The sequence below is a fragment of the Thermomonas sp. LB-4 genome (assembly GCF_036409385.1).
Taxonomy (GTDB): Bacteria; Pseudomonadota; Gammaproteobacteria; order Xanthomonadales; family Xanthomonadaceae; genus Thermomonas.
In genome coordinates, this window is sequence record NZ_JAXOFT010000001.1 from 59,073 (window position 1) to 85,336 (window position 26,264).

At 70.1% G+C, this 26,264-nt stretch carries 30 protein-coding genes; 1 reads left to right on the top strand and 29 read right to left on the bottom strand.

The genetic code is table 11. The features are described from left to right. The 21 genes from SPK54_RS00270 to fliE all read right to left on the bottom strand — a co-directional run bounded on the left by SPK54_RS00270 (position 1) and on the right by fliE (position 18,992). Positions 1-618: a protein phosphatase CheZ gene (locus SPK54_RS00270; RefSeq protein ID WP_330945947.1), complete on the bottom strand. Its 618-nt coding sequence runs from the start codon at positions 616-618 to the stop codon at positions 1-3. After that, entirely contained in the window at positions 615-1,007 is a 393-nt protein-coding gene (cheY, locus tag SPK54_RS00275; protein ID WP_190280922.1) for a chemotaxis response regulator CheY, read from the bottom strand. The genes SPK54_RS00270 and cheY overlap by 4 nt, the downstream gene beginning before the upstream one ends. Positions 1,008-1,105: 98 nt before the next feature. Continuing rightward, on the bottom strand, positions 1,106-1,855 hold the full coding sequence (locus tag SPK54_RS00280) for an RNA polymerase sigma factor FliA (protein WP_330945948.1): 750 nt from the start codon (positions 1,853-1,855) through the stop codon (positions 1,106-1,108). Continuing rightward, entirely contained in the window at positions 1,855-2,712 is an 858-nt protein-coding gene (locus tag SPK54_RS00285) for a MinD/ParA family protein (protein WP_330945949.1), read from the bottom strand. The genes SPK54_RS00280 and SPK54_RS00285 overlap by 1 nt, the downstream gene beginning before the upstream one ends. Continuing rightward, the gene (flhF, locus tag SPK54_RS00290; protein ID WP_330945950.1) at positions 2,699-4,270 is read right to left on the bottom strand and encodes a flagellar biosynthesis protein FlhF; all 1,572 of its coding nucleotides are present in this window, start codon (positions 4,268-4,270) and stop codon (positions 2,699-2,701) included. Before flhF ends, SPK54_RS00285 begins: the two co-directional genes overlap by 14 nt. Positions 4,271-4,308: 38 nt before the next feature. Next, the gene (gene flhA, locus SPK54_RS00295) at positions 4,309-6,399 is read right to left on the bottom strand and encodes a flagellar biosynthesis protein FlhA (protein WP_330945951.1); all 2,091 of its coding nucleotides are present in this window, start codon (positions 6,397-6,399) and stop codon (positions 4,309-4,311) included. Continuing rightward, positions 6,396-7,538: a flagellar biosynthesis protein FlhB gene (gene flhB / locus SPK54_RS00300; RefSeq protein WP_330945952.1), complete on the bottom strand. Its 1,143-nt coding sequence runs from the start codon at positions 7,536-7,538 to the stop codon at positions 6,396-6,398. Before flhB ends, flhA begins: the two co-directional genes overlap by 4 nt. 6 nt (positions 7,539-7,544) lie before the next feature. After that, entirely contained in the window at positions 7,545-8,333 is a 789-nt protein-coding gene (gene fliR / locus SPK54_RS00305) for a flagellar biosynthetic protein FliR (RefSeq protein ID WP_330945953.1), read from the bottom strand. 9 nt (positions 8,334-8,342) lie between these two features. Next, complete coding sequence (locus SPK54_RS00310; protein ID WP_330945954.1) at positions 8,343-8,612, bottom strand: flagellar biosynthetic protein FliQ; 270 nt, start codon at positions 8,610-8,612, stop codon at positions 8,343-8,345. Positions 8,613-8,625: 13 nt separating this feature from the next. Then, positions 8,626-9,432, bottom strand: coding sequence for a flagellar type III secretion system pore protein FliP (gene fliP, locus SPK54_RS00315; protein WP_330945955.1), 807 nt, complete (start codon positions 9,430-9,432; stop codon positions 8,626-8,628). Beyond that, the gene (gene fliO, locus SPK54_RS00320; RefSeq protein ID WP_330945956.1) at positions 9,429-9,821 is read right to left on the bottom strand and encodes a flagellar biosynthetic protein FliO; all 393 of its coding nucleotides are present in this window, start codon (positions 9,819-9,821) and stop codon (positions 9,429-9,431) included. The genes fliP and fliO overlap by 4 nt, the downstream gene beginning before the upstream one ends. Before the next feature lie 301 nt (positions 9,822-10,122). Further along, positions 10,123-10,479, bottom strand: coding sequence for a flagellar motor switch protein FliN (fliN, locus tag SPK54_RS00325; RefSeq protein ID WP_330945957.1), 357 nt, complete (start codon positions 10,477-10,479; stop codon positions 10,123-10,125). Next, positions 10,476-11,471 (bottom strand): flagellar motor switch protein FliM, encoded by a 996-nt coding sequence (gene fliM / locus SPK54_RS00330; RefSeq protein WP_330945958.1) that lies wholly within the window; start codon positions 11,469-11,471, stop codon positions 10,476-10,478. Before fliM ends, fliN begins: the two co-directional genes overlap by 4 nt. Positions 11,472-11,484: 13 nt before the next feature. After that, positions 11,485-11,994 (bottom strand): flagellar basal body-associated FliL family protein, encoded by a 510-nt coding sequence (locus tag SPK54_RS00335; protein WP_330945959.1) that lies wholly within the window; start codon positions 11,992-11,994, stop codon positions 11,485-11,487. Between the two features lie 176 nt (positions 11,995-12,170). Beyond that, positions 12,171-13,346, bottom strand: coding sequence for a flagellar hook-length control protein FliK (locus SPK54_RS00340; RefSeq protein WP_330945960.1), 1,176 nt, complete (start codon positions 13,344-13,346; stop codon positions 12,171-12,173). Between the two features lie 23 nt (positions 13,347-13,369). After that, on the bottom strand, positions 13,370-13,816 hold the full coding sequence (gene fliJ, locus SPK54_RS00345; protein WP_330945961.1) for a flagellar export protein FliJ: 447 nt from the start codon (positions 13,814-13,816) through the stop codon (positions 13,370-13,372). Beyond that, complete coding sequence (fliI, locus tag SPK54_RS00350) at positions 13,813-15,141, bottom strand: flagellar protein export ATPase FliI (protein ID WP_330946198.1); 1,329 nt, start codon at positions 15,139-15,141, stop codon at positions 13,813-13,815. Before fliI ends, fliJ begins: the two co-directional genes overlap by 4 nt. 169 nt (positions 15,142-15,310) lie before the next feature. Continuing rightward, the gene (locus tag SPK54_RS00355; RefSeq protein ID WP_330945962.1) at positions 15,311-15,898 is read right to left on the bottom strand and encodes a FliH/SctL family protein; all 588 of its coding nucleotides are present in this window, start codon (positions 15,896-15,898) and stop codon (positions 15,311-15,313) included. Next, positions 15,895-16,878, bottom strand: coding sequence for a flagellar motor switch protein FliG (gene fliG / locus SPK54_RS00360; protein WP_330946199.1), 984 nt, complete (start codon positions 16,876-16,878; stop codon positions 15,895-15,897). The genes SPK54_RS00355 and fliG overlap by 4 nt, the downstream gene beginning before the upstream one ends. A 7-nt stretch (positions 16,879-16,885) precedes the next feature. Then, positions 16,886-18,553: a flagellar basal-body MS-ring/collar protein FliF gene (fliF, locus tag SPK54_RS00365; protein ID WP_330945963.1), complete on the bottom strand. Its 1,668-nt coding sequence runs from the start codon at positions 18,551-18,553 to the stop codon at positions 16,886-16,888. An 82-nt stretch (positions 18,554-18,635) separates the two neighbouring features. Next, positions 18,636-18,992 (bottom strand): flagellar hook-basal body complex protein FliE, encoded by a 357-nt coding sequence (gene fliE, locus SPK54_RS00370; RefSeq protein WP_330945964.1) that lies wholly within the window; start codon positions 18,990-18,992, stop codon positions 18,636-18,638. Between fliE and SPK54_RS00375 the strand changes: the two genes are divergently transcribed. After that, a complete protein-coding gene (locus tag SPK54_RS00375) occupies positions 18,979-19,116 on the top strand; it encodes a hypothetical protein (RefSeq protein ID WP_330945965.1) in 138 nt (45 codons plus the stop codon). The two genes, fliE and SPK54_RS00375, sit on opposite strands and share 14 nt — an antisense overlap. Positions 19,117-19,263: 147 nt before the next feature. On the opposite strand, the gene SPK54_RS00380 is transcribed toward SPK54_RS00375, so the two are convergent. From SPK54_RS00380 to SPK54_RS00415, 8 genes are all read right to left on the bottom strand, one after another. Then, the gene (locus SPK54_RS00380; RefSeq protein WP_330945966.1) at positions 19,264-20,751 is read right to left on the bottom strand and encodes a sigma-54 dependent transcriptional regulator; all 1,488 of its coding nucleotides are present in this window, start codon (positions 20,749-20,751) and stop codon (positions 19,264-19,266) included. Further along, positions 20,748-21,131, bottom strand: coding sequence for a response regulator transcription factor (locus SPK54_RS00385; RefSeq protein ID WP_330946200.1), 384 nt, complete (start codon positions 21,129-21,131; stop codon positions 20,748-20,750). The genes SPK54_RS00380 and SPK54_RS00385 overlap by 4 nt, the downstream gene beginning before the upstream one ends. A 22-nt stretch (positions 21,132-21,153) precedes the next feature. Further along, positions 21,154-22,557: an RNA polymerase factor sigma-54 gene (gene rpoN / locus SPK54_RS00390; RefSeq protein WP_330945967.1), complete on the bottom strand. Its 1,404-nt coding sequence runs from the start codon at positions 22,555-22,557 to the stop codon at positions 21,154-21,156. 393 nt (positions 22,558-22,950) lie between these two features. Next, positions 22,951-23,517 carry a PilZ domain-containing protein gene (locus tag SPK54_RS00395; protein ID WP_330945968.1) on the bottom strand — a complete coding sequence of 189 codons (567 nt, stop codon included), beginning with the start codon at positions 23,515-23,517 and terminating at the stop codon, positions 22,951-22,953. Beyond that, positions 23,514-23,825 (bottom strand): hypothetical protein, encoded by a 312-nt coding sequence (locus SPK54_RS00400; RefSeq protein ID WP_330945969.1) that lies wholly within the window; start codon positions 23,823-23,825, stop codon positions 23,514-23,516. Before SPK54_RS00400 ends, SPK54_RS00395 begins: the two co-directional genes overlap by 4 nt. Beyond that, the gene (gene fliS / locus SPK54_RS00405) at positions 23,822-24,214 is read right to left on the bottom strand and encodes a flagellar export chaperone FliS (protein ID WP_330945970.1); all 393 of its coding nucleotides are present in this window, start codon (positions 24,212-24,214) and stop codon (positions 23,822-23,824) included. Before fliS ends, SPK54_RS00400 begins: the two co-directional genes overlap by 4 nt. An 8-nt stretch (positions 24,215-24,222) precedes the next feature. Further along, entirely contained in the window at positions 24,223-25,563 is a 1,341-nt protein-coding gene (fliD, locus tag SPK54_RS00410; RefSeq protein ID WP_330945971.1) for a flagellar filament capping protein FliD, read from the bottom strand. Between the two features lie 166 nt (positions 25,564-25,729). Next, positions 25,730-26,050, bottom strand: coding sequence for a flagellar protein FlaG (locus SPK54_RS00415; RefSeq protein WP_330945972.1), 321 nt, complete (start codon positions 26,048-26,050; stop codon positions 25,730-25,732). Positions 26,051-26,264: the final 214 nt, after the last annotated feature.

Sequence of the window (26,264 nt, forward strand, 5' to 3'; positions counted from 1 at the left end):
TCAGATCCCGAGGTCGGCCAGCAGGTCGTTGGCCTCGTCCTGGGTGGCGGCCGGCGGATCCACGCCGGACACCGCCGGGCCGTTGCCCTTGCTGTCCTCGCCGTGCAGCGCCTGGATGTCGCCCAGGCCGGACTGCAGCGAGCGGATCAGCTGGATCACCCGCTGGATGATCTGGCCGGTGAGGTCCTGGAAGCTCTGCGCTTCGACCATCGACGACAGCCGCGCGCGGATCGCGTCGACGGTGGCCTCGTGCTCGGGGCCGATGGTGCCCAGCAGCGTCCGGCATTCGTCGGCCAGGTCGAGGGTGCGCATGCTGGCCTCCTCGGTCATCTTGACCACGTGTTCCAGCCGGCTGCACGCGTCCGGCAGGCCGCCGGACGACGCCTTGGCGGCGGCCGGTATGCGCACGTCGATGGCGCGCTCCAGCTCGTCCAGCTCGCGGGCCAGCTTGACCAGGCTTTCCACCACCGGCTGCCGGCGCCACTCCAGCAGCGAGTCCAGGTGGTGCTTCCAGGCCGAGGCATCGCCCTGTTCCAGCGCCGCCATGGCGGCGTGCAGGCGTTCGATGATCTGGGCGTCGCCGGCGGGGACGGACGGCGGTCGCAGCGGCAGGCTCATGCGGCCTTCTCCATCCGTTCGAAGATCTTGACCAGCTTGTCTTCCAGCGTGGCGGCGGTGAACGGCTTGATGATGTAGCCGTTCACGCCGGCCTGCGCGGCTTCGATGATCTGCTCGCGCTTGGCCTCGGCGGTCACCATCAGCACCGGGATCTTGGCCAGCGATTCGTCGGCGCGGATCGCCTTCAGCAGGTCGATGCCGGGCATCCCCGGCATGTTCCAGTCGGTGACGACCAGGTCGAACTTCGCCTTCTGCAGCTCGACCAGCGCGGTGGTGCCGTCGTCGGCTTCCGCGGTGTTGGTGAAACCCAGGTCGTTGAGCAGGTTCTTGACGATGCGGCGCATGGTCGAGAAATCGTCGACGATGAGGATGCGGATGCCCTTGTCCATAGTGGATCCTGTGGATATTCGGTAACGGTAACGGTCGGCGACCGGGAATCTTGATGGTGCCGCATCCGCGCCGGGGATGCAGCCCCGGGACAGGCCGCTCAGGCCATTTCGGCGTCGATCTCGCTGCGCCAGTCGGTCAGCCGCGAGCGCAGTCGCAGCATCGCCTGGCCGTGGATCTGGCAGACCCGCGACTCGCTGACGTTGAGCACCGCGCCGATCTCGCGCAGGTTCATTTCCTGCTCGTAGTACAGCGACAGCACCAGCTGCTCGCGCTCGGGCAGGTTCTCGATGGCGTCGCCGAGGGCGCTGCGGAACGCGCCCTGCTCGAAGCGGCGGGCGGGGGTGATGTTGTCCTGCTGCTCCAGCCGTGGCTCGCCGTCGTGTTCCTCGGCGTATTCGTCCAGGCTCAGCAGCTGGCCGCGGGCGGCATCCTGCAGCACGTGGTGGTAGTCGTCGACGCTCATGCCCAGCACGCCGGCGATTTCCTGCGAGGTGGCGGCGCGGCCTTCGCGCTGTTCCACGTTGCGGGTCGCGGCGACCACGTCGCGGTAGCGGCGGTGGACCGAGCGCGGCACCCAGTCGCCGGCGCGGATCGCGTCGATCATCGAGCCGCGGATGCGGATCGAGGCATAGGTTTCGAAGGTCGCGCCCTGGTCGGACTGGAAGTTCCGCGCCGCTTCGATGAGGCCGATCATGCCGGCCTGGATCAGGTCGTCGATGTCGACGCTGGAGGGCAGCCGCGCCGCCAGGTGGTGGGCGATGCGGCGCACCAGCTCGGCGTGGCGCGCGACGATGGCGGCGGCATCACCGGTCTGCTGGGCGCGATACTGGGCGGCCCCGGTGTTCATCATGCACAGGCGCTCCCCTGGGCGGCGACCAGGCGCTCGGTGAAGAATTCCACGTGGCCGCGCGGGCCCTGCGGCGCCTGCCACTGGCCGATCTTGCGGACGATGTCGCGGAACGCCAGCGACGCGGGCGCGGTGGGGAACGCATCGACCACCGACTCCTGCCGCTGCACCGCCAGCCGCAGCCATTCGTCTCGCGGGATGGCGCCGAGGTAGGACAGGGTGACGTCGAGGAAGCGCGAGGTCACCCGCTCCAGCTTGTCGAACACCGCGCGCCCTTCGTTGACGTTGGGCACCTGGTTGGCCAGCACCTGGATGCGGTTCACCCCGCGGTCGCGGCTGAGCACCTTGATCAGGGCGTAGGCGTCGGTCACCGAGGCGGGTTCGTCGCAGACCACCAGGATCACGTCCTGCGCGGCCTGGCAGAAGGTCAGCACGCCGTCGCTGATGCCGGCGGGGGTGTCCACGATCATCACGTCCAGCGGGATGTCCAGATGCGAGAACGCGTTGACCAGGCCGACGTGCTGCTGCGGCAGCAGCTCGGTCATGTGGCGTTTGCCCGACGCGGCCGGCACCACCAGCAGGCCGCGCGGGCCCTCGATGACGGTGTCGCGCAGTTCGCAGCGGCCGGCGAACACGTCGGCCAGGGTGAAGCGTGGCGACAGCCCCAGCATCACGTCGACGTTGGCCAGGCCGAGGTCGGTGTCCAGCAGCATGGTGCGCTGGCCGGCGTTGACCAGGGCCATGGCGAGGTTGATCGAGGTGGTGGTCTTGCCGACGCCGCCCTTGCCGCCGGTCACGGCGATCACGCGGGGCGCGGTGGTGGCGTTCGCGGCGCGATGGGACTCAAGCGGATGCATGGCGGCCTTCGTCGTGGTTGGGGCTGACGCTGTTGTCGCGACGGGGGAAGTCCAGGGCGCTGGCCAGCTCCCGGGCGTCGGCCAGCTCGAGGTCCTCGGGTACCCGTTGGCCGGAGGTGGTGTACGCCATCGGCAGATTATGCTGCACCAGCACCGAGAGTGCTGCGCCCGGGCGGATGCTTTCGTCCAGCTTGGTCAGGATCACCGCTTCCGGCGCCGCCGGGCGGTAGCGGCGGAGCAGTTCACCCAGATCGGCCGGATGCGCGTTCGCCGGCAGCACCAGCAGGCTGCGCACGTTGCTGGCGGCACGTACCCACAGGATCTGCCGCAGCAGGGCGCGGTCGCGCAGGCCGTGGCCGGCGGTATCGATCAGCACCAGCGGGTAATCGGCCAGCTGCTCCAGCGCGTGGGTGAGGGCTTCCGGGCCGTCGGCATCACACACGGTCACGCCCAGCCGGCGGCCGAGCACGTGCAGCTGTTCGCGTGCACCGGCGCGCTCGTTGTCGGTGCTGACCAGGGCCACGTCGCGGGCGCCGTGGCGGGCGGCATAGCGGGCCGCCAGCTTGGCGATGGTGGTGGTCTTGCCGGCGCCGGTGGGGCCGAGCAGGGCGACGATGCCGCCGCGCTCCAGCAGTTCCCCGTCGGCCACTGGCAGCTCTGTGGCCAGCGCTTCGCGCAGCGGCGACAGGATGGCTTCGGTCTGCAGGGTCGGGTCCAGGCGCTGGGCGATGCGCTGCGACAGCGCGTCATCGCAGCCGAAAGCGGCCAGCGCGTCGAGGGCAGCCGCGCGTGCGGGCGAGCCACGCAGGCGCTCGGTCGCGAACTGGCCCATCTCGCGTTCGATCACCTTGCGCATCGCCGCCAGTTCGGCGCGCAGCGCGGATACTGCCGGATCGGTTTCGATCACCCGCAGCGCGGGGGACTCGTCGGCCCGCAACGGCGTTACGGCCGCGGCAGGCGTGGCAGTCGGGACGGGAGGCTGCGCGACCAGCGGCTGGGTCGGCAGCGTCGGCTGTGGGCCTGCCGGCAGCGGCGGCGCGGCGGCGCGGCGCAGGGCCTGGGCGAAATCGGTGGGCTGGAGCGCCTCGTCATCGTCGATGCGCACGTCAATGCGCGGCGCGCCCGTGCCGGCAACGGGTTCGGGCTGCCACGCCTGCGTGGCGACGGTCTGCGCAGCCGGTGCGGCGGCAGGGCTGGACGCGCGGGCGGCGGGCTTGAACGCGGCCATCATCTGTTCCAGCCGGCTGGCCTGGCGTTCCGGCAGCGCGGGCTTTTCCAGCGGCGGGACTTCCACACCGTCGATCCGGAACACCGCGCGTTCGCTGCCGCGGCTGGCCGCGGGGGCGCGGGCCGGGGCTTCGGCGGAGGGCGCGGGCACGTTCATGGTGCGCAGGGTCTGCTGCACCAGCGCCTCGTCGTAATCGGTGGCGGCCACCACTTCCACGCCGCCTTCTGCGACCTGGCGACTGGACAGGATCACCGCGTCGGGGCCCTGTTCGTCGCGCACCATGCGCAGCGCGGTGCGCATGTCGGGGGCGGTGAAGCGTTTGATTCTCATGGTGTCGATCCGCTATCCAGTCTGTCGGGGTGCCAAGCTCAGCCAACCGCCCCCAGCAACCGCAACCGCTTGTCTTCGGGGACTTCGCCGTAGGCCAGCACCGAAAGCTGCGGCACGCTGTGGCGTACCAGCCGCGAGATCGCCGCGCGGATCCCACCCGGCACCAGCAGGATCGCGGGTTCGCCGCGCTGTTCCTGCCGGGCCACGCACTCGCTGAGGTTCTGGTGCAGACGCTCGGCGAGTCCGGGTTCCAACGCGGCGCCCTGGCCGCTTACCGAGTCCTGCAATATGCGTTCCAATTGCGGGGCCAGGGTGAACACCGGCAGCTCCGGCGCCATCCCGTTGAGCTCCTGCACGATGAACGGGCCCAGCGCGGTGCGCACGGCGGCGGTCAGCACCGACGGGTCCTGGGTATGGATGCCGTGCTCCAGCAGCGCCTCCACGATCCGGCGCATCTGCCGCAGCGGCACCTTTTCGGTCAGCAGCGACTGCAGCACCCGCACGATCACCGACAGCGGCAGCAGCTTCGGCGTCAGGTCTTCGACAAGCTTGGGCGACGCTTTGCCGACGCTGGCCAGCAGCTGCTGCACCTCGTCGTGGCCCAGCAGCTCGGCGGCGCGTTCGCGCACCAGATGGGACAGGTGGGTGGCGACCACGGTGCCGGCATCGACCACGGTATAGCCCAGCGATTCGGCGTGGGCGCGCTGACTGGGCAGGATCCAGGTGGCGTCCAGTCCGAACGCCGGGTCCTTGCCGGGAATGCCTTCCAGCGGGCCGAACACGCGGCCCGGGTCCAGCGCCAGCATGCGGTCCGGGTGCAGCTCGCCACCGGCCACCGGCACCCCGTGGACCAGGATGCGGTACTGGCCGGCGGCCAGCTCCAGGTTGTCGCGCACGTGCACCGCCGGGATCAGGAAGCCCAGGTCCTGGGTCAGCTTGCGGCGCACGCCCTTGAGCCGGGTCAACAGCTCGCCGCCCTGCGCCTTGTCGACCAGCGCAATCAGCTTGTAGCCCACTTCCAGGCCCAGCGGCTCCACCGGCGCCACCTCGTCCCAGCTCAGTTCGGCCACCGCGTTCGAGCCCGGCATCGCCGCTTCCTGCGCGGCGGGGGGCGCCTCGGCGTCCTCATGCTTCTTCAGTCGCCATGCGGCGTAGCCGAGGATGCCGGCAAACAGCAGGAACGGCAGGTTGGGCATGCCCGGCACGATGCCCATCAGGCCCATCAGCGCCGCGGCCACCACCAGCGCGCGGCGCTGGCCGAACACCTGCGCGCCGACCGCTGCGCCCATTTCCTGTTCGCGGGTGGCACGGGTGACCAGCATGGCCACCGCGGTGGACACCAGCAGCGCCGGCAGCTGCGCCACCAGGCCGTCGCCGATCGCCAGCAGGGTGTAGGTCTGCATGGCGTCGCCAAAGCCCATGTCATGCTGCAGGATGCCGATCAGCACGCCGCCAATCAGGTTGATGAACAGGATCAGCAGGCCGGCGATGGCATCGCCGCGCACGAACTTGCTGGCGCCGTCCATCGAGCCGTAGAAGTCGGCTTCGTTGCGCACTTCCTCGCGGCGCAGCTTGGCTTCCTCGCGGGTCAGCAGGCCGGCGTTGAGGTCGGCGTCGATGGCCATCTGCTTGCCGGGCAGTGCGTCGAGGATGAAGCGCGCCGATACTTCCGAGATGCGCCCGGAGCCCTTGGTGACCACCACGAAGTTGACGATGGTGAGGATGGCGAACACCACGATGCCCACGGCATAACTGCCGCCGACCACGAAGTTGCCGAACGATTCGATCACATGGCCGGCCGCTGCGCCGCCCTGGTGGCCGTGCAGCAGCACCACGCGGGTGGAGGCCACGTTCAGCGACAGCCGCAGCAGGGTGACCATCAGCAGCACGCTGGGGAACACCGAGAACTCCAGCGGCCGCTTCACGTACACCACCGCCAGCAGGACCATCAGCGACAGCGCGATGTTGATGGTGAACAGGATGTCCAGCAAGAACGGCGGCAGCGGCACCACCACCATCGACAGCATCGCCAGCACCACCACCGGCGCCGCCGCGCCGCTGCGCACCGAGTGCGCCAGCGAGGCCAGCGAACTGCCGCCCTGCGGACGGTTGTCGGACGCGGCGCTCATCGCGGCGATTTCCCGTCATCCAGCGTCGGATCCACGGCAACCGTGGCCAGCTGGGGCATCGGGCCGTGCGAAGGGTGCCAGCGGCGCAGCTGGAACACGTAGGAGAGCACCTGGGCGACGGCGGCGTAGAGCTGCACGGGGATTTCCTGATCGAGCCTGGCGTTCCGATACAAGGCGCGTGCCAGCGGCGGCGCCGCGACCGTCGCCACCCGGTGCGCGTTGCCGATCTCGCGGATCTTCAGCGCGATCTCGTCCACCCCCATCGCCACCACCTTGGGCGCGCGCATCCGGCCGGCTTCGTACTTCAGCGCCACCGCGTAGTGGGTGGGGTTGGTGACGATCACGTCGGCTTCGGGCACCGCTTCCATCATCCGTCGCTGCGACATCTGCCGGGCCAGCTGGCGGACCTTGCCCTTGACCTCCGGGTTGCCCTCGTTCTCCTTGTGCTCGTCGCGCAGCTCCTGCTTGGTCATCTTCAGCTTCTGCCGCCAGTTCCAGTGCTGGTAGGGCACGTCGGCGGCGGCCAGCAGGCCCATCGCGCCGACCACCGCCACCAGTACGTGCAGCATGAACCCCATGCCTTCGGAGACGGCGGCTTCCAGCGGCATCTTCTGCAGCTGCGGGATGTAGCGCAGCGCCCGGTGCACCGCCCACGCCCCGATGGCGCCGATGATCAGGATCCGCAGGATCTGCCGGACCAGCTCGGCCGCGCCTTCCTGGCCGTAGGTGCGGCGCAGCCACGCCATCGGGCTCATTCGTTGGAAATTGGGCTGCAGCGCCTGGTTGCTGAACACGATGCCGCCCATCGCCAGCGGCGCGACGAAGCAGGCCAGCAGCGCCACCGCCAGCAGCGGCAGCACCGGCAGGGCAGCGCCAGCCACCAGCAGCACGGCATGCTTGAGCAGGCGGTCGTGGTGACCGATCAGGGCGGGGTCGAAGCTCAGCGCGCCGTGCATCCAGCCGAGCGAGGTGCGCGCCATGTAGCCGCTGCTGGCCAGCAGGGCGACGGCGGTGGCGCCCAGCACCGCCACGTTGGCCAGTTCGAGCGAGCGCGGCACGTCGCCGCGTTCGCGGGCCTCGCGCAGGCGCTTGGGACTGGGGGCTTCTGTCCGGTCCTCGCGGTCCGCCGCTTCGCTCATTCCAACTCAACCCGTGATGGCGCGGGCGGCCTCGAATGCCTGCCCGAACAACGCCTCAACGGGAGGAAGCAATTCGCGTACCAGTACCGTCAACAGGGTCAGGCCGACCAGCAGCGCAAGCGGCATGCCGATCTGGATGGGATTGAACTGCGGCGCGGCGCGCGACAGCACGCCGACCACGATGTTGACCGCCAGCATCGCCACCGTGACCGGCAGCGACAGCAGCACGGCGGCGCGCAGCACGGTGGGGAAGAAGCCGGGCACCACCGCCAGGAATGCGGAAAAATCCGCGAACGGCGTGCCGATGGGCTGCATGCGGTAGCTGTCGGCCAGCAGCTTGAACAGCGCCAGATGGGCGTCCAGGGTGAAGAAGATCAGGCCGAAGCAGAGGTAGAACCAAAGCGACAGCACCGACATCTGGCTCTGGTTGGCGGGATCGGCCATGGTCGCGAACGACAGCGCCATGTCCTGCGAGATGAACTGGCCGGCCAGGATGCCGACCTCGAAGGCCAGCCGCAGCACCAGCCCGATGGCGATGCCGATGGCGAATTCGCGCAGCACGTTCAGCGCGGTCAGCGCGTCCACCGCCGCCGGCGGCGGCACCGGCAGCATCCCCGACAGCGCCGCCGACACCGCCAGGGTGATGATCAGCCGGGCCCGTGCCGGCATGCCGCGGCCGCCAACGAAGGGCAGCACCTGCAGCGCGGCGCCGATCCGGATGGCATGCCAGAGCACCGTGCCCAGCATCGCGAACAGGTTGACGCCCTGCGCGCTGATGAAGGTGACGTCGTCCATCTCGCGGCGTCAGCCGATCAGGTGCGGGATCTGCTGGAACAGCTCGGTGGTGAACGACACCAGCCGCCCCAGCAGGAAATTGCCGGTCAGCGCCACCACCGCCACCAGCGCGATGACCTTGGCCACGAACGCCACCGTGGGCTCGTTGATCGAGGTGGCGGCCTGCAGGATGCCCACCACCACGCCGGTGGCCAGCACCGCCAACAGCAGCGGCATGGCCAGCAGCAGGGCCATGTACAGGCCCTGGGCGAGCTGGGTGAGGGCGGTTTCCGGACTCATCGGCAGGCCACCATCAGATCGGGTTGAAGCTGCCGGCCAGGGCGCCGACCACCAGCACCCAGCCGTCCACCAGCACGAACAGCAGGATCTTGAACGGGGCCGAGATCAGCATCGGGGAGAGCATCATCATGCCCATCGACATCAGCACGCTGGCCACCACCAGGTCGATGATCACGAACGGGATGTAGATCAGGAAGGCGATCTCGAACGCGGTCTTCAGTTCGCTGGTGAGGAAGGAGGCGGCCAGCACGCCGAACGGCACATCCTGCGGGGTGGCGTACGGCCCGGTGTTGGACAGGTTGGCGAACGTCATCAGGTCGTTCTCGCGCACCTGCGCCAGCATGAAGGCGCGGAACGGCTCCGACGCGGCCGTCCAGGCGGTGCGGAAATCCATCTGCTTGTCCAGGTAGGGCGCGATGCCGGCGCTCCACGACTGGTCGAACACCGGCTGCATCACCATCGCGGTGAGGAACAGCGCCAGCGCCAGCAGGACCTGGTTGGAGGGCGCCTGGCCGGTGCCCAGCGCCTGCCGCAGCAGGCTGAGCACGATGATGATGCGGGTGAACGCGGTCACCCCCAGCAGCAGCGCCGGCAGCAGGGTGATGCTGGTCATCAGCAGCAGCACCTGCATCGGCATGCTGACCGGCTGGTTGCCGATCTGGCCGACGTTCACCGCCGGCAGCGACGGCGACGCGGGCGCTGCCGCAGGCGCCGCCTGCACGGCCTGGGCCGCCTGCGCGAACGCGTCGCCTGCGAACAGGCAGCAGAGCAGTGCGCACAGGACCAGCAGCGTGCGCGGGCGGGGCAGGGGCAGGGTCATGCCGGCTTTTTCCCGAGGCGTTGCGCCAGCAGCTGCGCGAACGGCGTCGGTTGCGCCGGGGCGTCGTCAACGAGTGGGGTTTCCAGGGTATGCAGCAGGCGGGTGCCGCCGGCGCCGGTACCCAGCAGCAGCTGGGTGCCGCCCACCTCCACCACCACCAGCCGCTCGCGCGTGCCCAGCGCCAGCGAGCGCACCACCCGCAGGCCGGCATTGCCGCGCAGGCCGGTCATCCCCGGCATCCGCCGCGCCAGCCAGGCCAGGCCGAAAATCAGCCCCAGCACCAGCGCCAGCGCGAACAGGGTGCCGCCAATGCTGCCGGCCGCGCTGGGCGGGGCGGCGTGCACCGGCTGCTGCACCGCTGCGGTGGCCTTGGCTGGCCGCGTCGGCATTCCGGCAATGGTCCTGGAGGTGGAGGCCGGTACCGCGCTGGCTGGGGCTGCGGCGGTGGTCGTCGCAGCTGCGGCCTGCGCATCGGTTGCAGCCGGCGTTGCAATGACGGCGCGGGCCGGTGCGGCTTGCGCATCCGTCGCGGCGGCCGCGACTGGCGACTGCGGCTGCGCCGGTTGCGCACTTGCGGAGGCGGCATTGGCTTGAGCACTGGTGTGCTGGGCAGGCGCTGCGCCCGCCGGCGCGGGCCGCGGATCGCTCTGCGCAGGAGCGCTGCCGGGAGGTGCAGTGCTGTCCATCGGCTCAGCGCAGGCGCTTGATGCGTTCGCTGGGGCTGACCACGTCGGTCAGGCGCACGCCGAAACGGTCGTTGACCACCACCACCTCGCCCTGCGCGATCAGGGTGTCGTTGACGTACACGTCCAGCGGTTCGCCGGCGGCGCGCTCCAGCTCCACCACCGAGCCCTGGTTGAGCTGCAGCAGGTTGCGGATGGGGATGCGCGCATGCCCGACCACCAGAGACAGGGTCACCGGCACGTCGAGGATGACGTCCAGGTTGAGGTCGTTCTTCGGCCCGCTGCCGGCGTTGGGGTCAGCGGCGGTACCGGCGGTCAGGGCCTCGAAGGCGGCAAGCTGGGCGGCTTCGTCGGTGGATGTCATAGCGTCGGTACCGGATGCTGTGGGGAACGGGGGGTGTGCACGTCGGTGATCTTCACCGCGTTCTTGCCGTTATGGACGCCGAATTCGCCGCTGAACAGGGGCAGGTGTTCGACGTGCACGGGGATCTCGGGCTTGAGTTCGATCGGGATGACGTCGCCGACCTTCAGCTTGCTGAGCTCGCGCAGGCTGATCTGGCGGGTGGCAAGGGTGGTCTTCAGGTCCACCGCCACCTCCTGCAGCTGCGCGTGCAGCGCGTTGGTCCAGTTCTCGTCCTTCTCGACGCGGTCGCTCTGCACGCCGGCGTCCAGCTGTTCGCGGATCGGCTCGAGCATCGACCACGGCAGCGCAAGGTGGAGTTCGCCGCCGCCGCCTTCCAATTCGACGTGGAAGCGGCAGACCACGATGTATTCGCGTGGGCTGATGATGTTGGCGAAGTGCGGATTGACCTCGGAGTTCATGTACTCGAACTCCACGTTCATGACCGGCGCCCACGCCTCGGCGAAGTCGGAGAAGGTCTGCTTGAGCAGCAGCTGGATCACCCGCATCTCGGTGGGGGTGAATTCGCGGCCCTCGATGCGGGTGTGGTACTTGCCGTTGCCGCCGAAGAAATTGTCGACCACGGTGAACACCAGGCGCGGTTCGAACATCACGATGCCGGTGCCGCGCAGCGGCTTCATCTTCACCAGGTTGATGTTGGTGGGCACCTGCAGCGAGTGCATGTACTCGCCGAAGCGGATCATGTCGATGCCGCGCACCGACAGGTCGGCGGAACGGCGCAGCAGGTTGAACAGCCCGATCCGCCAGGTCCGCGCGAAGCGTTCGTTGATCATCTCCAGGGTCGGCAGGCGGCCGCGGATGATCCGTTCCTGGGTGGCGAAATCGTAGGTCCGCGCCTCGCCCGGGGCGGGCGGCGGCTCGACGTCGACCGCGCCCGAATCCACCCCGTGGAGGAGGGCGTCGATCTCGTCCTGGCTGAGCAGGTCGGTGGTCATCGGGCGGGTCCGCCTACTGGATCACGATGCTGGTGAACAGCAGCGCATCGACCTGGTTGGCCGCGTGCTGCGCCTTGAGGGTTTTCTTGACTTCGGCCAGCGCCTGCGCCTGCAGCTGTTCCTTGCCGTTGCGGCCGGTCAGCTGCTGCGAGGTCTGTTGGCCGAACAGCAGCAGCAGCTTGTTGCGGATGATCGGCGTGTGCAGCGCCACCGCCGCGGCGGTGTCCGCGTCGCGGGTCTGCAGCTGCACGTCCGCCTGCAGGTAGCGCGCGCCGCCCTCGTCGGCCAGGTTGACCACGAAGGCCGGTTCCAGCGCGATGTACTGGGCCGGGCCCGCCGGCTTGGCGCCGGCGGGGGCGGCCGGCTTCAGGAACCACAGCGCCGCGGCGGCACCGGCGCCGAGGATCGCCACCAGGGCCAGCACGATGAACAGCAGCTTCTTCGGCTTTTTCTTCGGCAGCGGCGCTTCGGGCGCGGCGGCACCGGGCTTGGCGGTCGGGGTTCTGGCAGGTGCTGCTGGCACGGATCGGTCCATCCTAGAGCGGGTGATGCCCGACATGTTGCAAACCGCGTGCCGGCATTGCAATGGCCGATGCCACCGGCTTTCCCGCGCGGCCGCGCGCCGCTGGCCCGCCGGCGGACGCGCGCGGGGCCCGCGCTGGCAGCCGGGACAGGCCGGCGGCCAGCGCCGCGGTGCGATCAGGCGTAGACGTCGAGCAGTCCGCGGGCGCGACGGAAATCCGGCGGCAGCGGCGAGCCGGCTTCGTCCGGCAGGGTCAAACCCCCGCCCTGGCCCGGCTGCGGCAGGCCCTCGCCGGACTGGCGCTGGCCGCCCTGGCCCTGGCCCTGGCCGACGCCGGCATGGGCCAGCTGCAGACCGTGCTGGCCCAGCATTTCACGCAGGCGCGGCAGGCTGGCCTCCAGCGCCTGGCGGACTTCCGGCTGGCTGCTGTGGAATTCCGCCCGCACATTGCTGCCGTCCAGCTGCAGGCGGATGTCGATGGCGCCCAGGTGCTCGGGAACCACGCGGATCTCCGCATGCCCGATGCGCTGCCCCGCCAGCCACGCGACGTGGCTGCTGAAGCCATCGTCGTACCCCTGGCCGGGATCCGCGGGTTGCGACAGTACCGGTGCCGGAAAGACCGCGGCCGGCGCGGAAGCCGGCGGCGGGCTGGCCACCGCTTGCACGGCGCCAAGGGGCACGCTGGAGGTGGATGCCACGGCCTCGAGCGGTGCGCCTGCGGCTTCGGCCGCGGCTGCGGCGATACCTGGCAGCGACGCGTCGGCGGGGGGCGCCGGCGGGAGCGCAACGCCCTGCAGTGCCGCGGGGAAAGACGTGGCGGCGGCACGGCCGGCCTCGGCTGCGGCGCTTGTCGCCGCGGGCAGGGTGGGAGCCGGGGCGGAGGCGGGCAGTGGTGGAACGTGCTCTTCCGCGATCATGGCCGTCTGCCCCGGGGAAAGGGCGGGCCGGGCGGGCAGGCCGGGCAGCGCCCGGGTGGCCGCGGCTGCAGCCGCCGTCACGCCGGCGTCCGCCGGGGTAGGCGGCACCACGGATGCCGCGGGGGGCGACGCCGGCGCGATGGGCGCCATTGACGGCATCTGTGCCAGCACGGTCAGCAGCGGATCGGCCGCCGCGACGTCTTCCTGCCGCTCGCCGGCCGCAGCGCGCTCGGCGCCCGCCAAGGGGGCGGCCGGGGCCGCGGCGGCTTCCGGCTGTGCGCCCAGCAGCAGGTCGAACAGCAGGCGCGCATCCGCGGCTGGTTCGGTGGATGCGTCCTGCGCCGCGCCAGCCGCGGCAACCCGCGTGGCGGTCGCGCCGGTGGCGCTGGCAGCGGTAGTCGCCAGTGCGGCGGGGGCGGGTGCCGCGGCGGGCATCGGCAGACCTGCGGCTTCGCCCATCATGATTCGCCGCCTTCCTGCGCCGCGCGCACCCGGCGCGCGCCCAGGTCGTCCAGCTCGCGCTGCTCGCGGCGGTCGGCTACGCGCGATTCTTCGGCGCGATAGCTGGCGGCCAGCTGCTCCAGCACCTTGTTGTCGCGGCTGGCCAGCATCAAGCGGGCGCGCTCCACCTCGCAGTTCTGGCGGGAACTGTCCACCACCTGCGCCTGCTGCTGCAGGGCGGTATCGAGTTTGGCGCGGAACGCCACATGGTTGGCCAGCATGGCCGGCGCCAGCGTGCCGCCCGACGGCGCGACGCTGTAGGCGTCCGCGTATTCCTTCAGCATGTCCAGGCGCTGCTGCTGTTCGGCCAGAGTGCGGTCGCGTTCGGCCAGCATCTTGGCCACCGTGTCCTGACGCTGCTGGGTGACCCGGAGCAGGGGGTTGAGGCGTTGCGAACGGGTCATAGGGCGATCTCCGGAGCGCCGTCGAGCAGACGGGCGAGGGCATTGCGGCTGGCTTCGACGTCGGCCGATTCGGCGACGTCCTGGCCAAGAAACTGGAGGATCTGCGGCCACAGCGCCAGGGCGTCGTCCACCAGCGGGTCGTTGCCGCGCTGGTAGGCGCCGATGGCAATCAGGTCGCGCTGGGCGTTGTAGGCGGCCATCAGCTGCTTCAGGCGGCGGATGCGGCCGCGCCAGGCCGGGTCGGTGATGTCCTGCATCACGCGGCTGACCGAGACTTCCACGTCGATGGCGGGGTACAGGCCGGCGTCGGCAATCCGGCGGGTCAGCACGATATGGCCGTCGAGGATGGCGCGGGCGGCGTCGGCGATGGGTTCCTGCTGGTCGTCGCCCTCGGTCAGCACGGTGTAGAAGGCGGTGATCGAGCCGCGCCCGTCGGCGCCGTTGCCGGCGCGTTCCACCAGCGCGGGCAGGCGCGCGAACACCGACGGCGGGTAGCCGCGGGTGGTCGGCGGCTCGCCCACCGACAGGCCGATCTCGCGCTGGGCGTGGGCGAAGCGGGTCAGCGAGTCCATGAGCAAGAGCACATGCAAGCCCTGGTCCCGGAACCATTCGGCGATGGCGGTGGCGCGCAGGGCGCCGTGCAGGCGTGCCAGCGGCGGCCGGTCGGCCGGGGCGGCCACCACGACCGAACGGCGCAGGCCCTCGGGTCCGAGGGTGCTTTCGACGAAATCTCGCACTTCGCGGCCGCGTTCGCCGATCAGGCCGACCACGATCACGTCGGCGGCGGTGTAGCGGGTCATCATCCCCAGCAGCGTCGATTTACCGACGCCGGAGCCGGCGAACAGTCCGACGCGCTGGCCGCGGCCGATCGGCAGCAGGGCGTTGATGGCGCGCACGCCGACGTCCAGCGAACGGGTGATCGGCTCGCGCATCAGCGGATTGATCTGGACGCCGGACAGGCCGACGAAATCCTCGGCGCGCAGCGGCGGGCGGCCGTCCAGCGGCACCCCGTCGCTGTCGATCACGCGCCCCAGCAGGCCCTCGCCCACCGCCACTTCACCGCGGCTGGAGCCGGTGATGACGCGGGCGTTCGGCAGCAGGCCGGACAGGTCGGAGGTGGGCATCAGGAAGGTGCGGTCGCCGGCGAAACCGACCACTTCCGCGTCCACCCAGCGGCCGCCGCTGCTCTCCACGCTGCAGCGGGCGCCCAGCGGCGCTTCGCAGCCGGTGGCTTCCAGGGTCAGGCCCACCGCGCGGCGCAGCACGCCTTCGCGGACCATGCCCATCGCGGGAACGCGCGTGGCGTCCGTTCCGCGCAGCCGCATCGCCAGCCGCAGGCTGCGTGCTTCATTCCACTGGGCGGCGGCAATGCTCATCGACCGGGTCCCGCAAGGCTGCGCAGGGCGTACTCCAGTGAACCGCGACGGCTGTCACGATTCTCCCTGCCTATGCAGCGCCCTTTTGCGGAAAAGATCAAGGGGGCGGCCGACGGGATCATGCGCCGGCTCCGGCCATGATCCGCTGCAGGGCCGCATTCAGGCGGGCCGACAGGCTGCCGTCAATGCGCACGCTGTCGGCATGCAGGCGCAGGTCGCCGCGCGCCAGCGTGCTGTCCCCCGCCAGGCGCACGCCCTGCAGCGACACCAGCTGTGGGCTGAGCATGGCCAGATCGTCCGGGTGCAGGCGCAGCTCCACCTGTCGCTGGTCGCTGCCGGCCAGGTCCAGCGCCTCGCGCACCAGCGCTTCCAGCAACGCAGGCTCGGCCGCATAGCTGCGGCGCAGCAGGGCGCCGGCGATGCGCACCGCCAGATCGCCCAGGGCGTCGCCCACTTCCGCGTCCAGCCGCGCCAAGGGGCGGGTGAAGGCGTCGAGGATGCCCTCCATCTGCGCAGCGATGCGGCGCACTTCGGCCTGGCCGGCGGCCACGCCTTCCGCATGTCCGCGCGCGTAGCCTTCCGCGTGGGCGGCCTCCTCGATGGCCTGCAGCTCCTCCACGCTGGGCATGTGCCGGACCGGCTCCTGCGGCGGCGGTGGCGGCGGTGGCGCCAGTTCCGGCGCGGCCCAGCGCACGGTGTTGCTCATACGAAGACCTCGGCCTTGACGGCCAGCTGGATGGTGCCGTCTTCGGCCATCTTGCGGACGATGGCGAGGATTTCCTTCTGCGCGCCCTCGACTTCGGCCAGCCGCACGGGTCCGCGGGCCTCCATGTCCTCGACCAGCATCTCGGCGGCACGCTGGGACATGTTGGCGGTGATCTTGTCCTTGACCTTGGCGTCGGCGCCGCGCAGCGCCAACGCAAGGCGGTCGGCCGGCACTTCGCGCAGCACCGACTGCATCGCGCGGTCGTCGATCTCCGCCAGATTGTCGAACACGAACATGTGGTCGCGGATGCTGGCGGTCAGCGGCTCGTCGATCTGCGCGATGGTGCCGAGGATGGCTTCGTCCTGCCCGCTGTCCATGAAGTTGAGGATGTTGGCCGCGACTTTCACCCCGCCGATCGAGGACGATTTCAGGTTCTGGTTGCCGGCGAACTGCTTGGCCATCACGTCGTTCAGTTCATTGAGCGCATGCGGCGGGATGCCGTCCAGGGTGGCGATGCGGATCAGCACGTCGGCGCGGGTGCGCTCCGGCAGGAACTTCAGCGCGTCCGCGCCCTGGTCCGGGTCCAGGTGCGACAGCACGATGGCGATGATCTGCGGGTGTTCGTTGCGCACCAGGTCGGCGATGGCGCGCGGCTCCATCCACTTCAGGGTGTCCAGGCCGGTGGTGTTGCGGCCCAGCAGGATGCGGTCGATCAGGCTGCTGGCGCGCTCCTCGCCCAGTGCCTGCACCAGCACGCTGCGCACGTATTCGTCGGCGCCGCTGCCGATGTTGGGTTGTTCCAGGGTGTCCACGAACTCGTCGATCACCTTCTCGACGTCCTGGCGGGACACGCCACCGACCGAGGTCATGGCCACGCCCAGCTTCTGCACTTCCTTCGCGCCCATGTGCTTGAGCACCTCGGCGGCCTGCTGTTCGCCCAGCGACAGCAGGATCACGGCGGCGCGCTGGACGCCGGTCAGCGCGTAGTCACTCATCGGCGTTCACCAGGTCGCGCACCACCGAGGCGACGCGCTTGGAATCGGTGGTGACGGCATCGCGCGCCACCTGAACCTTGGCCTCGAAGTCGCGGCGCTTGGCGATGCGTTCCTGGGTCAGCGCCGGCGGCGCGCTCGGTTCGTCCGCGTCGAGCATCTGGGTGATCTCGGCCTGTTGCGGGTCCTGCTTGACCAGCACCTTGGGGGTGGTCAGTGCGCGGAAGGCCGGGCGCAGTACGAACCAGACCAGCGCCAGCACCGCCAGGCCGCCCAGCAGGGTGCGCAGCAGGTCGCGGGCGCGCGGGTTCTCCCAGAACGGCAACGGCTCCGCGGCGATTTCGGGCTGCCGCGCGAACGGAGAATTGACCACGGTGACCACGTCGCCACGCTGGGCATCGAAACCGATCGCCTGCTGCACCAGCGACTGGATGCGCTGGATTTCCTGGGCATTGAGCGCGCGTTCGGTGGGCTTGCCGCTCTTGCCCGGCGCACCGGCCAGATTGTCGACCAGCACGGCGGCGGTGACGCGGCTGATCCGGCCCGGCGCCTGCCGGGTATGGGTCAGGGTGCGGTCGATCTCGTAGTTGCGCACCGAGCTGCGGGTGCCGTTGCCGCTGGCCGCGGTGGCCTGCGCGGCGGCGGCCGGCGCTGCCGCGGCGGCATTGGGTGCGGGCCCGCCGGCCGCAGCCGCCGTGGCCGCCGGCGTGTTGCTGGCGCTGCCGGGCACGCCCTGCGGGGGGTTCGCCGCGGCCAGGTTGCCGGATTCCGACAGCTGCTCGCTGCGCACGATCGCCGGATCGGGGCCGTACTTCTCGCTGGCCTGCTCGGTCTGGCTGAAATCCATGTCCACGCTGACTTCGGCGCGGACCCGGCCGGGGCCGGTCATCGGCTCCAGCAGCTCCTGGATGCGGCGCACGAACACCGCTTCCTGGCGACGCTGGCGCTCGAACTGCTTGGCGCTGATGGCCGCGTCGCTGTCCGGATCGGGGTTGGACAGCAGGCGCCCGAACTGGTCGACCACGGTGACATTGCTGGCCGGCAGGCCCGGAATGGACGAGGACACCAGATGCACGATGGCGTCCACCTGGCCCTGCTCGAGGCTGGCGCCGCTCTGCAGCTGCAGCACCACCGAGGCGCTGGCCGGATCCTTGTTGCGGGTGAACGCGGACGGCTTGGGCATGGCCAGGTGCACGCGCGCCTCGCGCACCGGGCGCAGGTTGGAGATGGTGCGGGCCAGCTCGGTTTCCAGCGCGTGCTGGTAGCGCGCCGTTTCAACGAACTGGCTGGTGCCGAAGCCCTGGTCGCCTTCCATCGCGGCAAACCCGCGCTCTTCGCCCGCGCCGATGCCGCCGGCGGCCAGCGCCATGCGCGCCTCGCCGATGCGGTCTTCGGGTACCGACAGCGCGCCGGTGGCCGGGTCGATCTTGAACGGCACCTGCGCATTGCGCAGCACGTCGCGCGCCTCGCCGGCGGTCTTGACGTCCAGTCCCGGCAGCGGCGCGTAGGCCGGCTTCTGGGTCCAGAAGAACAGCCACAGCCCCAGGGCGATGGCGGCCGCGGTCACGCCCAGGGTCAGCAGCTGCCGGACCATCGGGATGTCCTGCAGGCGTCCCAGGTTCTTCAGGCCTTCGGTGGTCTTGGGGAGTGCGATGGCGCTCATGGCTGGCGGGATTCTGGCTGGAAGGGCGGGGAGCGAAAGCGGTGCGGATCAGCGGGAAAAGTGGCTGCGGGGGTCATGCCGCCTAGACCGGCATGTTCATCACGTCCTGATAAGCCTGGACCAGGCGATTGCGCACTTCCACCGCCGCCTTGAAGGCGACCTGCGACTGCTGCATCGCCACCATCACGCGGGCCAGGTCGGCGCGCGGATCGCCGATCTCGAACGCATGCTGCAGCGCGCCGGCCTCGTTCTGGGTCTTGCTGACCCCGTCGATGGCATTGCTCAGGGTCTTCTGGAAGTCGGCCCGCGCCGGCTGCCCGGTTTCGATGGCGTTCGACGGACGGGCATCTGCCAGGGCGGCCGGGTTGCCCAGCGGTCCCTGCGCCCGCGTCTCGTGGGCGCGGATCTGGGAGAGGATCGAGCTGATGGCATCGGTCATCTGGGCAAGGGGACGAGGAAAGCCTGCCGTCTTTGCTGCAAAACCCATGCCGGGGCCGCGTCAGAAAGCCGCCTGCGCTTCTTTGACCTCAAAAAACTTGTTTATTTACAAGCAGATGGGGTGAAAATCTAAAGCGTCGTGATAGGGAGAGCTGCCGGCAGGCCTATGGCGCCGGCCGGCCGACTGCAGCTTCCTCCCCGGACGGCGATCAGGTGGCGACCGGGAAGCCGGCCGCCGGCCGCTGCCGTCCCGGTGCGCAGCGCCACTCCGTTCAGGCGTCCCGCTGACCGTCTTCCAGCGCGGCCTCGCTGCCGCGTCCGATGCCGTACTTGCGCAGCTTCTCCAGCAGCGTGGTGCGGCGCAGGCCCAGCAAAGGGGCCGCATGTGCAACTACGCCATTGCTTTGCTGCAGGGCCTGGCGGATCAGTTCGTTCTCGATTTCGGCAATGTGCTGGCGCAGGTCCAGCCCGCCTGCCGGCAGCGACACCAGCGGGGACAGGGTGGCTGGGTCCGGGGGCGGGGGCGGCGTCGGTGCCGCCGGGGGCTGCAGCGGCGGCAGCAGGTCTTCACGGGCCGGCGCCGCGTCACGCAGCAAGTCTTCCGGGACGGCGGCGCGGTAGCGGGCGGGCAGGTCGGCGACGCCCACCCGGCCTTCCGGGTGCAGCACCGCCAGCCGTTCCAGCAGGTTGCTGAGTTCGCGCACGTTGCCGGGCCAGTCGTAATGCTGCAGCGCCGCGACGGCCTCGTCGGTCAGGGTGACCCGGCCGCGCCCGGCCTCGGCCAGCTGGCGGGTGATCGCCACCACCAGGTCGGGCAGGTCGTCGCCACGCTCGCGCAGCGCCGGCATTTCGATGGGAAAGACGTTGAGGCGGTAGAACAGGTCCTCGCGGAACCTGCCGTCGGCGATATGGGCCTCGAGGTTGCGGTGGGTCGCCGCCAGCACGCGCACGTTGCAGGTGATCGGCGGGCCGCCGCCCACGCGCTCGAACACGCGTTCCTGCAGCACGCGGAGCAACTTGACCTGCATCGCCATCGGCATGTCGCCGATCTCGTCCAGCAGCAGCGTGCCGCCCTCGGCCATCTCGAAGCGGCCCTTGCGCTGGGTCAGCGCGCCGGTGAAGGCGCCTTTCTCGTGGCCGAACAGCTCGCTTTCCAGCAGGTCCGGCGGGATCGCGCCGCAGTTGATGGCGACGAAGGGCTTGTCCTTGCGCGGCGAACGCGCGTGGATGGTGCGCGCGGCAACCTCCTTGCCGGTGCCCGACTCGCCGAGGATCAGCACGGTGGTGTCGAAGCGGGCGACCTGGTCGATCAGCCGGTTCAGCCTCAGCACTGCCGGGCTGCGGCCGGTGGGTCCGATCTGCGGGACTTCGCGCCGCTCGTCGTCGTCCATGCGCTTGATGCTGGCGCGGCGCAGCACGTCCTGCAGCTGGTTGCGCCGGATCGGGTAGTCCAGCGTCCAGACCATTTCCGGATGCAGGTGTCGGCGCCAGCCGGTGGCATCGGCCGGGTCGGGCAGGGCGATCACCGGGGGGTGCATCGGCTGCGTGCCCAGCCAGGCGATGAATGCGTCCCAGGCGGCGGCGCTGCCCACGTCGCCGGCGATCACGGCCACCCAGTCGGTGGCGCGCGCCTTGCCCGGATCGAGGTCGGCGGCGTCGGCCACGATGCGCGGCGTGAAATCCATGAAGTCCAGCAGGGTTGCCAGCCGCTCGGTGCGGGCGTCGTCCGCGTCGACCACCAGGATGCGCGATTCGCTCATGCGCCGGCCTCGTTCCCGGCCAGGCGTTCCAGCAGCGGCAGCACTTCCTGCATGTAGTTGAGCTTGCTGACGAACGCGTCGCTGCCGGCCCGCAGTGCGTGCTCGCGGTGCTCGGTGTCGTCGAAATGGCTGACGATGGCGACGAACGGCGGGGCATCCTGTGCCTTGATCAGGCGGGTGGCCTGCAGGCCGCCCATTTCCGGCATGGCCAGATCCATCAGCACCACGTCCGGGCGCAGGGACTCGGAGCGGGCCACCGCCTCGATGCCGTTGGCCGCGGTGCCTGCGATGTCGATCCACGCATGCTTGCGCATGTGCCGGATCACCGCGTTGATGAAGCCCTCGTGGTCATCCACGAGCAGCACCCTGATCGTTTTCAACATCCTCTTCCCCTGCAGAAGATCATCCCAGCCGCACCGCCGGGGCGGGGGCCCGCTCGCGGCGGCGCATCCGGGCCGGTGCGATGGACAACTGTTCACGATACTTGGCCACGGTGCGGCGCGCCACGCGGATGCCCTGGCGCGCCAGCATGGCAGCGATCACCTCGTCGGCAAGCGGCGCATGCGCCGGCTCGTCCTCGATCAGGCGGCGGACCATCGCCTTGATGGCCGCGCCGGACACCTCTGCGCCCTCCAGGCGCACCGCGAACAGGCGCTTGAGCTCCATCGTCCCGCGCGGGGTCTGGATGTACTTGCCGGTGGTGATGCGCGACACGGTGGATTCGTGCATCCCGATGTCTTCGGCCACCTCCTTCAGCGTCAGCGGCGCGATGGCTTCCTCGCCTCGCTCGAGGAAGGCCTGCTGGCGCGCCACCAGCGTGCGCGCGGTCTTGAGCAGCGTCTCGTTGCGGATGCCCAGGCTGCGCAGCAGCCAGCGCGCCTCGTCCAGCAGGCCGCGCATGCCGGCGTGGCCGGACGCCTGTTCCGCATGTGCGCACAGGCGCAGGCGCGGGGCGCTGCGGGTGTTCAGGCGCACCTGCCAGGCGCCGCCGGCGCGCCAGGCGATCACGTCCGGCACGATGAAGGCGGGCTCCGGCTCGGGCGGCTGCTCCACCGGGTGCGGCTGCAGCGACAGGATCAGCGACACGGCCGCCGCCACCTCGGCTGAGGTGGCGTCCAGGCGCGCGGCGAGGGTGGCCAGGTCATGCCGGGCCAGCGCGTCCAGCTGCTCCCCCACGATCCGCAGCGCCAGTGCGCGGGTCTCGCTGGTGGGCAGGGCGCGCAGCTGGGCCAGCAGGCATTCGCGCGGATCGGCAGCGGCCATGCCCGGCCAGTCGCCGTCCAGCAGCAAGTGCTGGCGTGCTGCCAGCAGGTCGTCGGCACCAACGCCGGGCAGGGCGTCCTGCAGCTGGGCTGCGCCGTGCCGGGCCAGCTCCGCCGGTTCCGCTTCCAGGTAGCCTCGGTCGTCGCAACAATCCAGCCACCAGGCCGCCATGGCCAGGTCCTGCGCGTTGCAGCGCAGTTGCAACTGCTGCAGCAAGCGCTGGCGCGGGTCGCTGGACTCTCCGGCAGCGATGCGGGCAGTGGCGTCCTCGTCCATATCGCCGGTATAGCTGCCGCCGGACAGGAACATGGGCTCGGGCAGCTCGTCCCAGGCGGCGGCTTCGATGGTGGCCGCGTCGCCGTCGCCGGCCGGCGCGGGCTCTTCTTCTTCGGGCGCCTGCTCCAGCAGCGGATTGCGTTCCAGGACCAGCTGGAGTTCTTGTTCCAGCTGCAGGGAGGTGACCTGCAGCAGGCGGATCGACTGCAGCAGCTGCGGGGTCAGCGTCATCGACTGCCCCATCTTGGCCTGCAAGCTAGCCTTCATCCTCGGCCCCCGTGGTCCTGCCCGTGTCGCTTATCCGCTGTGGTCAAGCCGCCCCTACCGCGAATCCGCGCATGCGTCTTGCATGCAGTGTAGGCGAATCTACGGAAATAGGCGCGACCGGAGTCGGGAAATCGACACCTGCCCGCATCCCCGCGCGTTTGTTCATCGTCCCAGCGCTGTCGCTCGTCCTCTCCGCAGGGGCGCGCGAGGAAAGCGTTCACGTCCTCGGCGGAACCAAACCGTCATCCGCGCGCAGGCGGGGATCGCTCTTCGCGGCCCGCCGCCGCAAGCCAGCAGCGATTCCGGCCTGTGCGGGAAGGGCGGCGCCTGCAAACACATCCACTGGCGGCGGGACTGAAGGACCGCGTTGGTTGGCGTTGCGGTACCGGTGGCTCAGGTCGCGTCGCGCTGGGCGCGAAGTTCCGCGACGGCGCGGCGATGCTGGCGGAACACATGGCGTTCCAGCGCCGCGCGGGTGGCATCGGGCAACGGGCCAAATTGCAGCCACTGGCTGGGCGTGCCGTCGTCGCCGGGGGCGCAGGTGATCACCGCCGCCGGCAGGACCAGCGGATCCGGCAGCCACGGGGTCGCCTGCATGCGGAACAGGCCGGTACTGCCTTCCACGCAGGCGTTGCCGGCCGGCATCCGCACGCCCTGCGCGGACCACTTCAGCGGCACCCGCGGATCGGCGTTGGCCTGTGCGTTCAGATTGCCAACCAGGGTCAGCAACAGGTCCAGCTTGGCTTCGATGCGCCGCAGCGCCAGGCCCTGCGGGCCTTCTTCCTCTTCGTTGCGGCTGTCTTCGATGATGGCGATCGCCGACAGGTGGATCTCGGCGCGGGCGCAGGTGGTTTCCACCCACGCCGGGGCCAGCGGCTGCGGCAGGAATGCCGCGCGCGCGAGGTCTTCACAGGACAGTGCGTCGCCGAACAATGCAGCGTCGGCGCGCTCGTGGTTCATCCCATCGCCTGCAGGTAGGCGTTGGCGCCGCGCTGGTGGCGCTGAAGCTGCAGCAGCTGGTCGGCGACGAAGTCGCGCCGCTGGCCCAGTTCTTCCAGCATCGCCTGCTGCGCCTCCACGAGATTCATCCACGCCTGCACCTGGCGCGGGTCCAACAGGGCGGCATCCGCCGGGGTCAGCGCCTGCCGCACCGCGCGGTCATGCGCATCCACCAACGCGGCGGCCGCATCCACGTCGGCCCTGCCCAGCGCTTCGCGCAGGGCCTCCACCGGCAGGACGGGCGGGGCGTCGGTGGTGTAGTTGGTCACCGGGGGCGTTCCGGGTCGATCTGCAGCCATGCGGCTTCGATGTCGGCGATCAGGCCGTCGACCTCCTGCACAATGACGGCGTCGTTATTCAGGTTGGCCTCGGTCAGGCGGCGCTGCGAATAGTCATATAGCGCGGCCAGGCCATCGGCGATTTCGCCGCCAGCGGCGTGATCCAGCGAGCCGTCCAGCTGGCCGATGATCATACTGGCTTCGCCGATGGCCTGCCCCTTGCGCGGCAGGTCTCCAATCTCGATGCAGGCGCTGGCCAGCTTCAGGCGCTCGCGGATGCCCGCCAACATCAGGCTGACCAGACGATGCGGGGACGCGTCCAGCACGGCGCTGCTCACGGCGGTCTGTCGGTACTGCAGGGCGGAGGTGCGAGCATTCATGGCTTCGGTCAGCGGCTGTTGAGGGAGCCCAGTTGCTGGGCGATATAGCTGGAGGTGCTCTGCATCTGCGCCATCATCGCGTCCAGCGCGGTGAACTGGCGTCGATACGAGGCTTCCAGCCGCTCCATGCGGGCGTCGAGGTCGGCACGCTGCTGGGTCAGTGATTTCATGCGGGTGTCCAGGCTCTTGCCGCGATCCGCCAGCAGCCCCTGCGTGCCCACGTAGTTGTGCAGCATGTCGCGCATGTTCTTGCCGAAGTCAGCGTCTTCGCCCAGCAGAGTCTTCACCGCGCCCGGGTTGGCGGCGATCGCGGCGTCGAACTTGGTCCCATCCAGGCTGAGCGAGCCGTCCACGGCGGTCTTGAGGCCCAGCGCGTTGAGTTCCGCATAGTTGTTGCCGATGGCGTTGCGCAGCGCGGAAGTGATCGCGCGGGGCGCGGCGTCGCCGCTCAGCGGGCCGGCGGTCTTGCCCTCGCCACCGGCCGCGCTCTGCGTGCGCAGTGCGCCCAGCGCGGTGTTGTAGGCGCTGATGAACCCGAGCATCGAGGCCTTCAGCGTGCTGGCATCGGAGCCGACTTCCAGCGAGAACGCCTCGCCTGGCTTGGCCTTGGTCAGGGTCAGGGTGATGCCATCGACCAGGTCGGTCAGGGTATTCGAGGAGGAGGTGCGGGTAATGCCGTCCACCTTGACCTGGGCATCCTGCGCGGCGGCCACTTCGGTCATGGTGCCGCCGGTGGTGGCCAGAACCGACAAGCCGCCGTCGCCGCCGCTGGCGGAGATGGTCATCGCGCCGGCAGAGCCGGTCTTGTCCGAACTCAGCACCAGCACTTGGCCGGCATCGCCGTTGACCAGGGTGGCGGTCACGCCTTTGCCCGCGGCTTGCGCATTGATGGCATCGCGGATGTCGGCCAGCGTGCCCTTGCCGGCATCGATGGTGACATCGAAGGCATCGCCGCTGCCCACCTGCAGGTTCAGCGTGCCATTGCCCACTTGATTGCCGCTGGCGACCGCCGCCGACTGCAGCTTGTGCGCGGTGGCCAGCTTCTCGACGATGACCGAATAGGTGCCCAGCGCGGCGGAAGTACCGGCGCTTGCGGTGAAACCCGCATCCGTTGCCACCGTGGCCTTGCGGCCCGGCAGACCACCGGCGCCATCCAGCTTCTTGAGGGCGCCCTCGATGCCGGACAGTGCGGCCTTGAGCGAGCCGAAGGCGGATATCTGCGCCTTCGTGGAAGTCTCCATGGCGTTCAGCCGGTTGTCCGCCGGCGCGCGCTCGGCTGCGACCAACTGGCCGACCAGCTCGGTGACGTTCAGGCCCGAGCCAATGCCTGCGCTGGTGATGGTGGCCATCTTGCTTCCTCCGTGGCGACCGCCGGTGCGGTGCCGTTGCTTGCCTGGAATTTAACGGCAATACCCGCCGATCCTTGAGTCATGCAAGCCCTAAGCCATGCGGCGCGCCGCTGAAGTCGACGGTATCGTTGCCGCGGGGAGAGGGGCGGGCCCGACCATGCGCCGTTCATGCTTCACGGTCAAGCAGGCCACGGCCGGTGGCGGCAAAGCGCCTTGCTACCGCCAGCGCGGCCTCGTCGGGAATCTGCAGGATGGTCTCGCCGGTGTCGGAATCCACCACCGACACCACGATGCGGTTCGCGTCCTCGTCGACTCGAAACCGCAGGTTGGTCTGCACACGGGCGTCCGCCAGCGCCTGTTCGAGCTGCTTCTGCAGTTCGCTGGCAGTGGGTTTGCTGCGTGCTTGCGCTGCGGCCTGTTCGGCCTGCGCCTGGCTGGCCTGGCGCGCGGCCTCCGGGGAAGGCGCGCCGGCAGGCGCACGCGGCAAAGCCCCGGCGCCGGGCGTCGAGGCGGGAACGGCTCCGTTAGGCGGAGCGCTGATGGGCGTGATGCTGGACATGACGGCTCATCGAAGGGGTTGGGACAACTCTCCTGCAGTCCGGGCCGGGGCCTTTCCTGCCGCAATTGCGTGTTGCTCCTTGAACCGGGTGTTGCCGGAAAGCAGGTTGGCCCCGACGCGATCTGCGTCGGGGCCGTCCTGC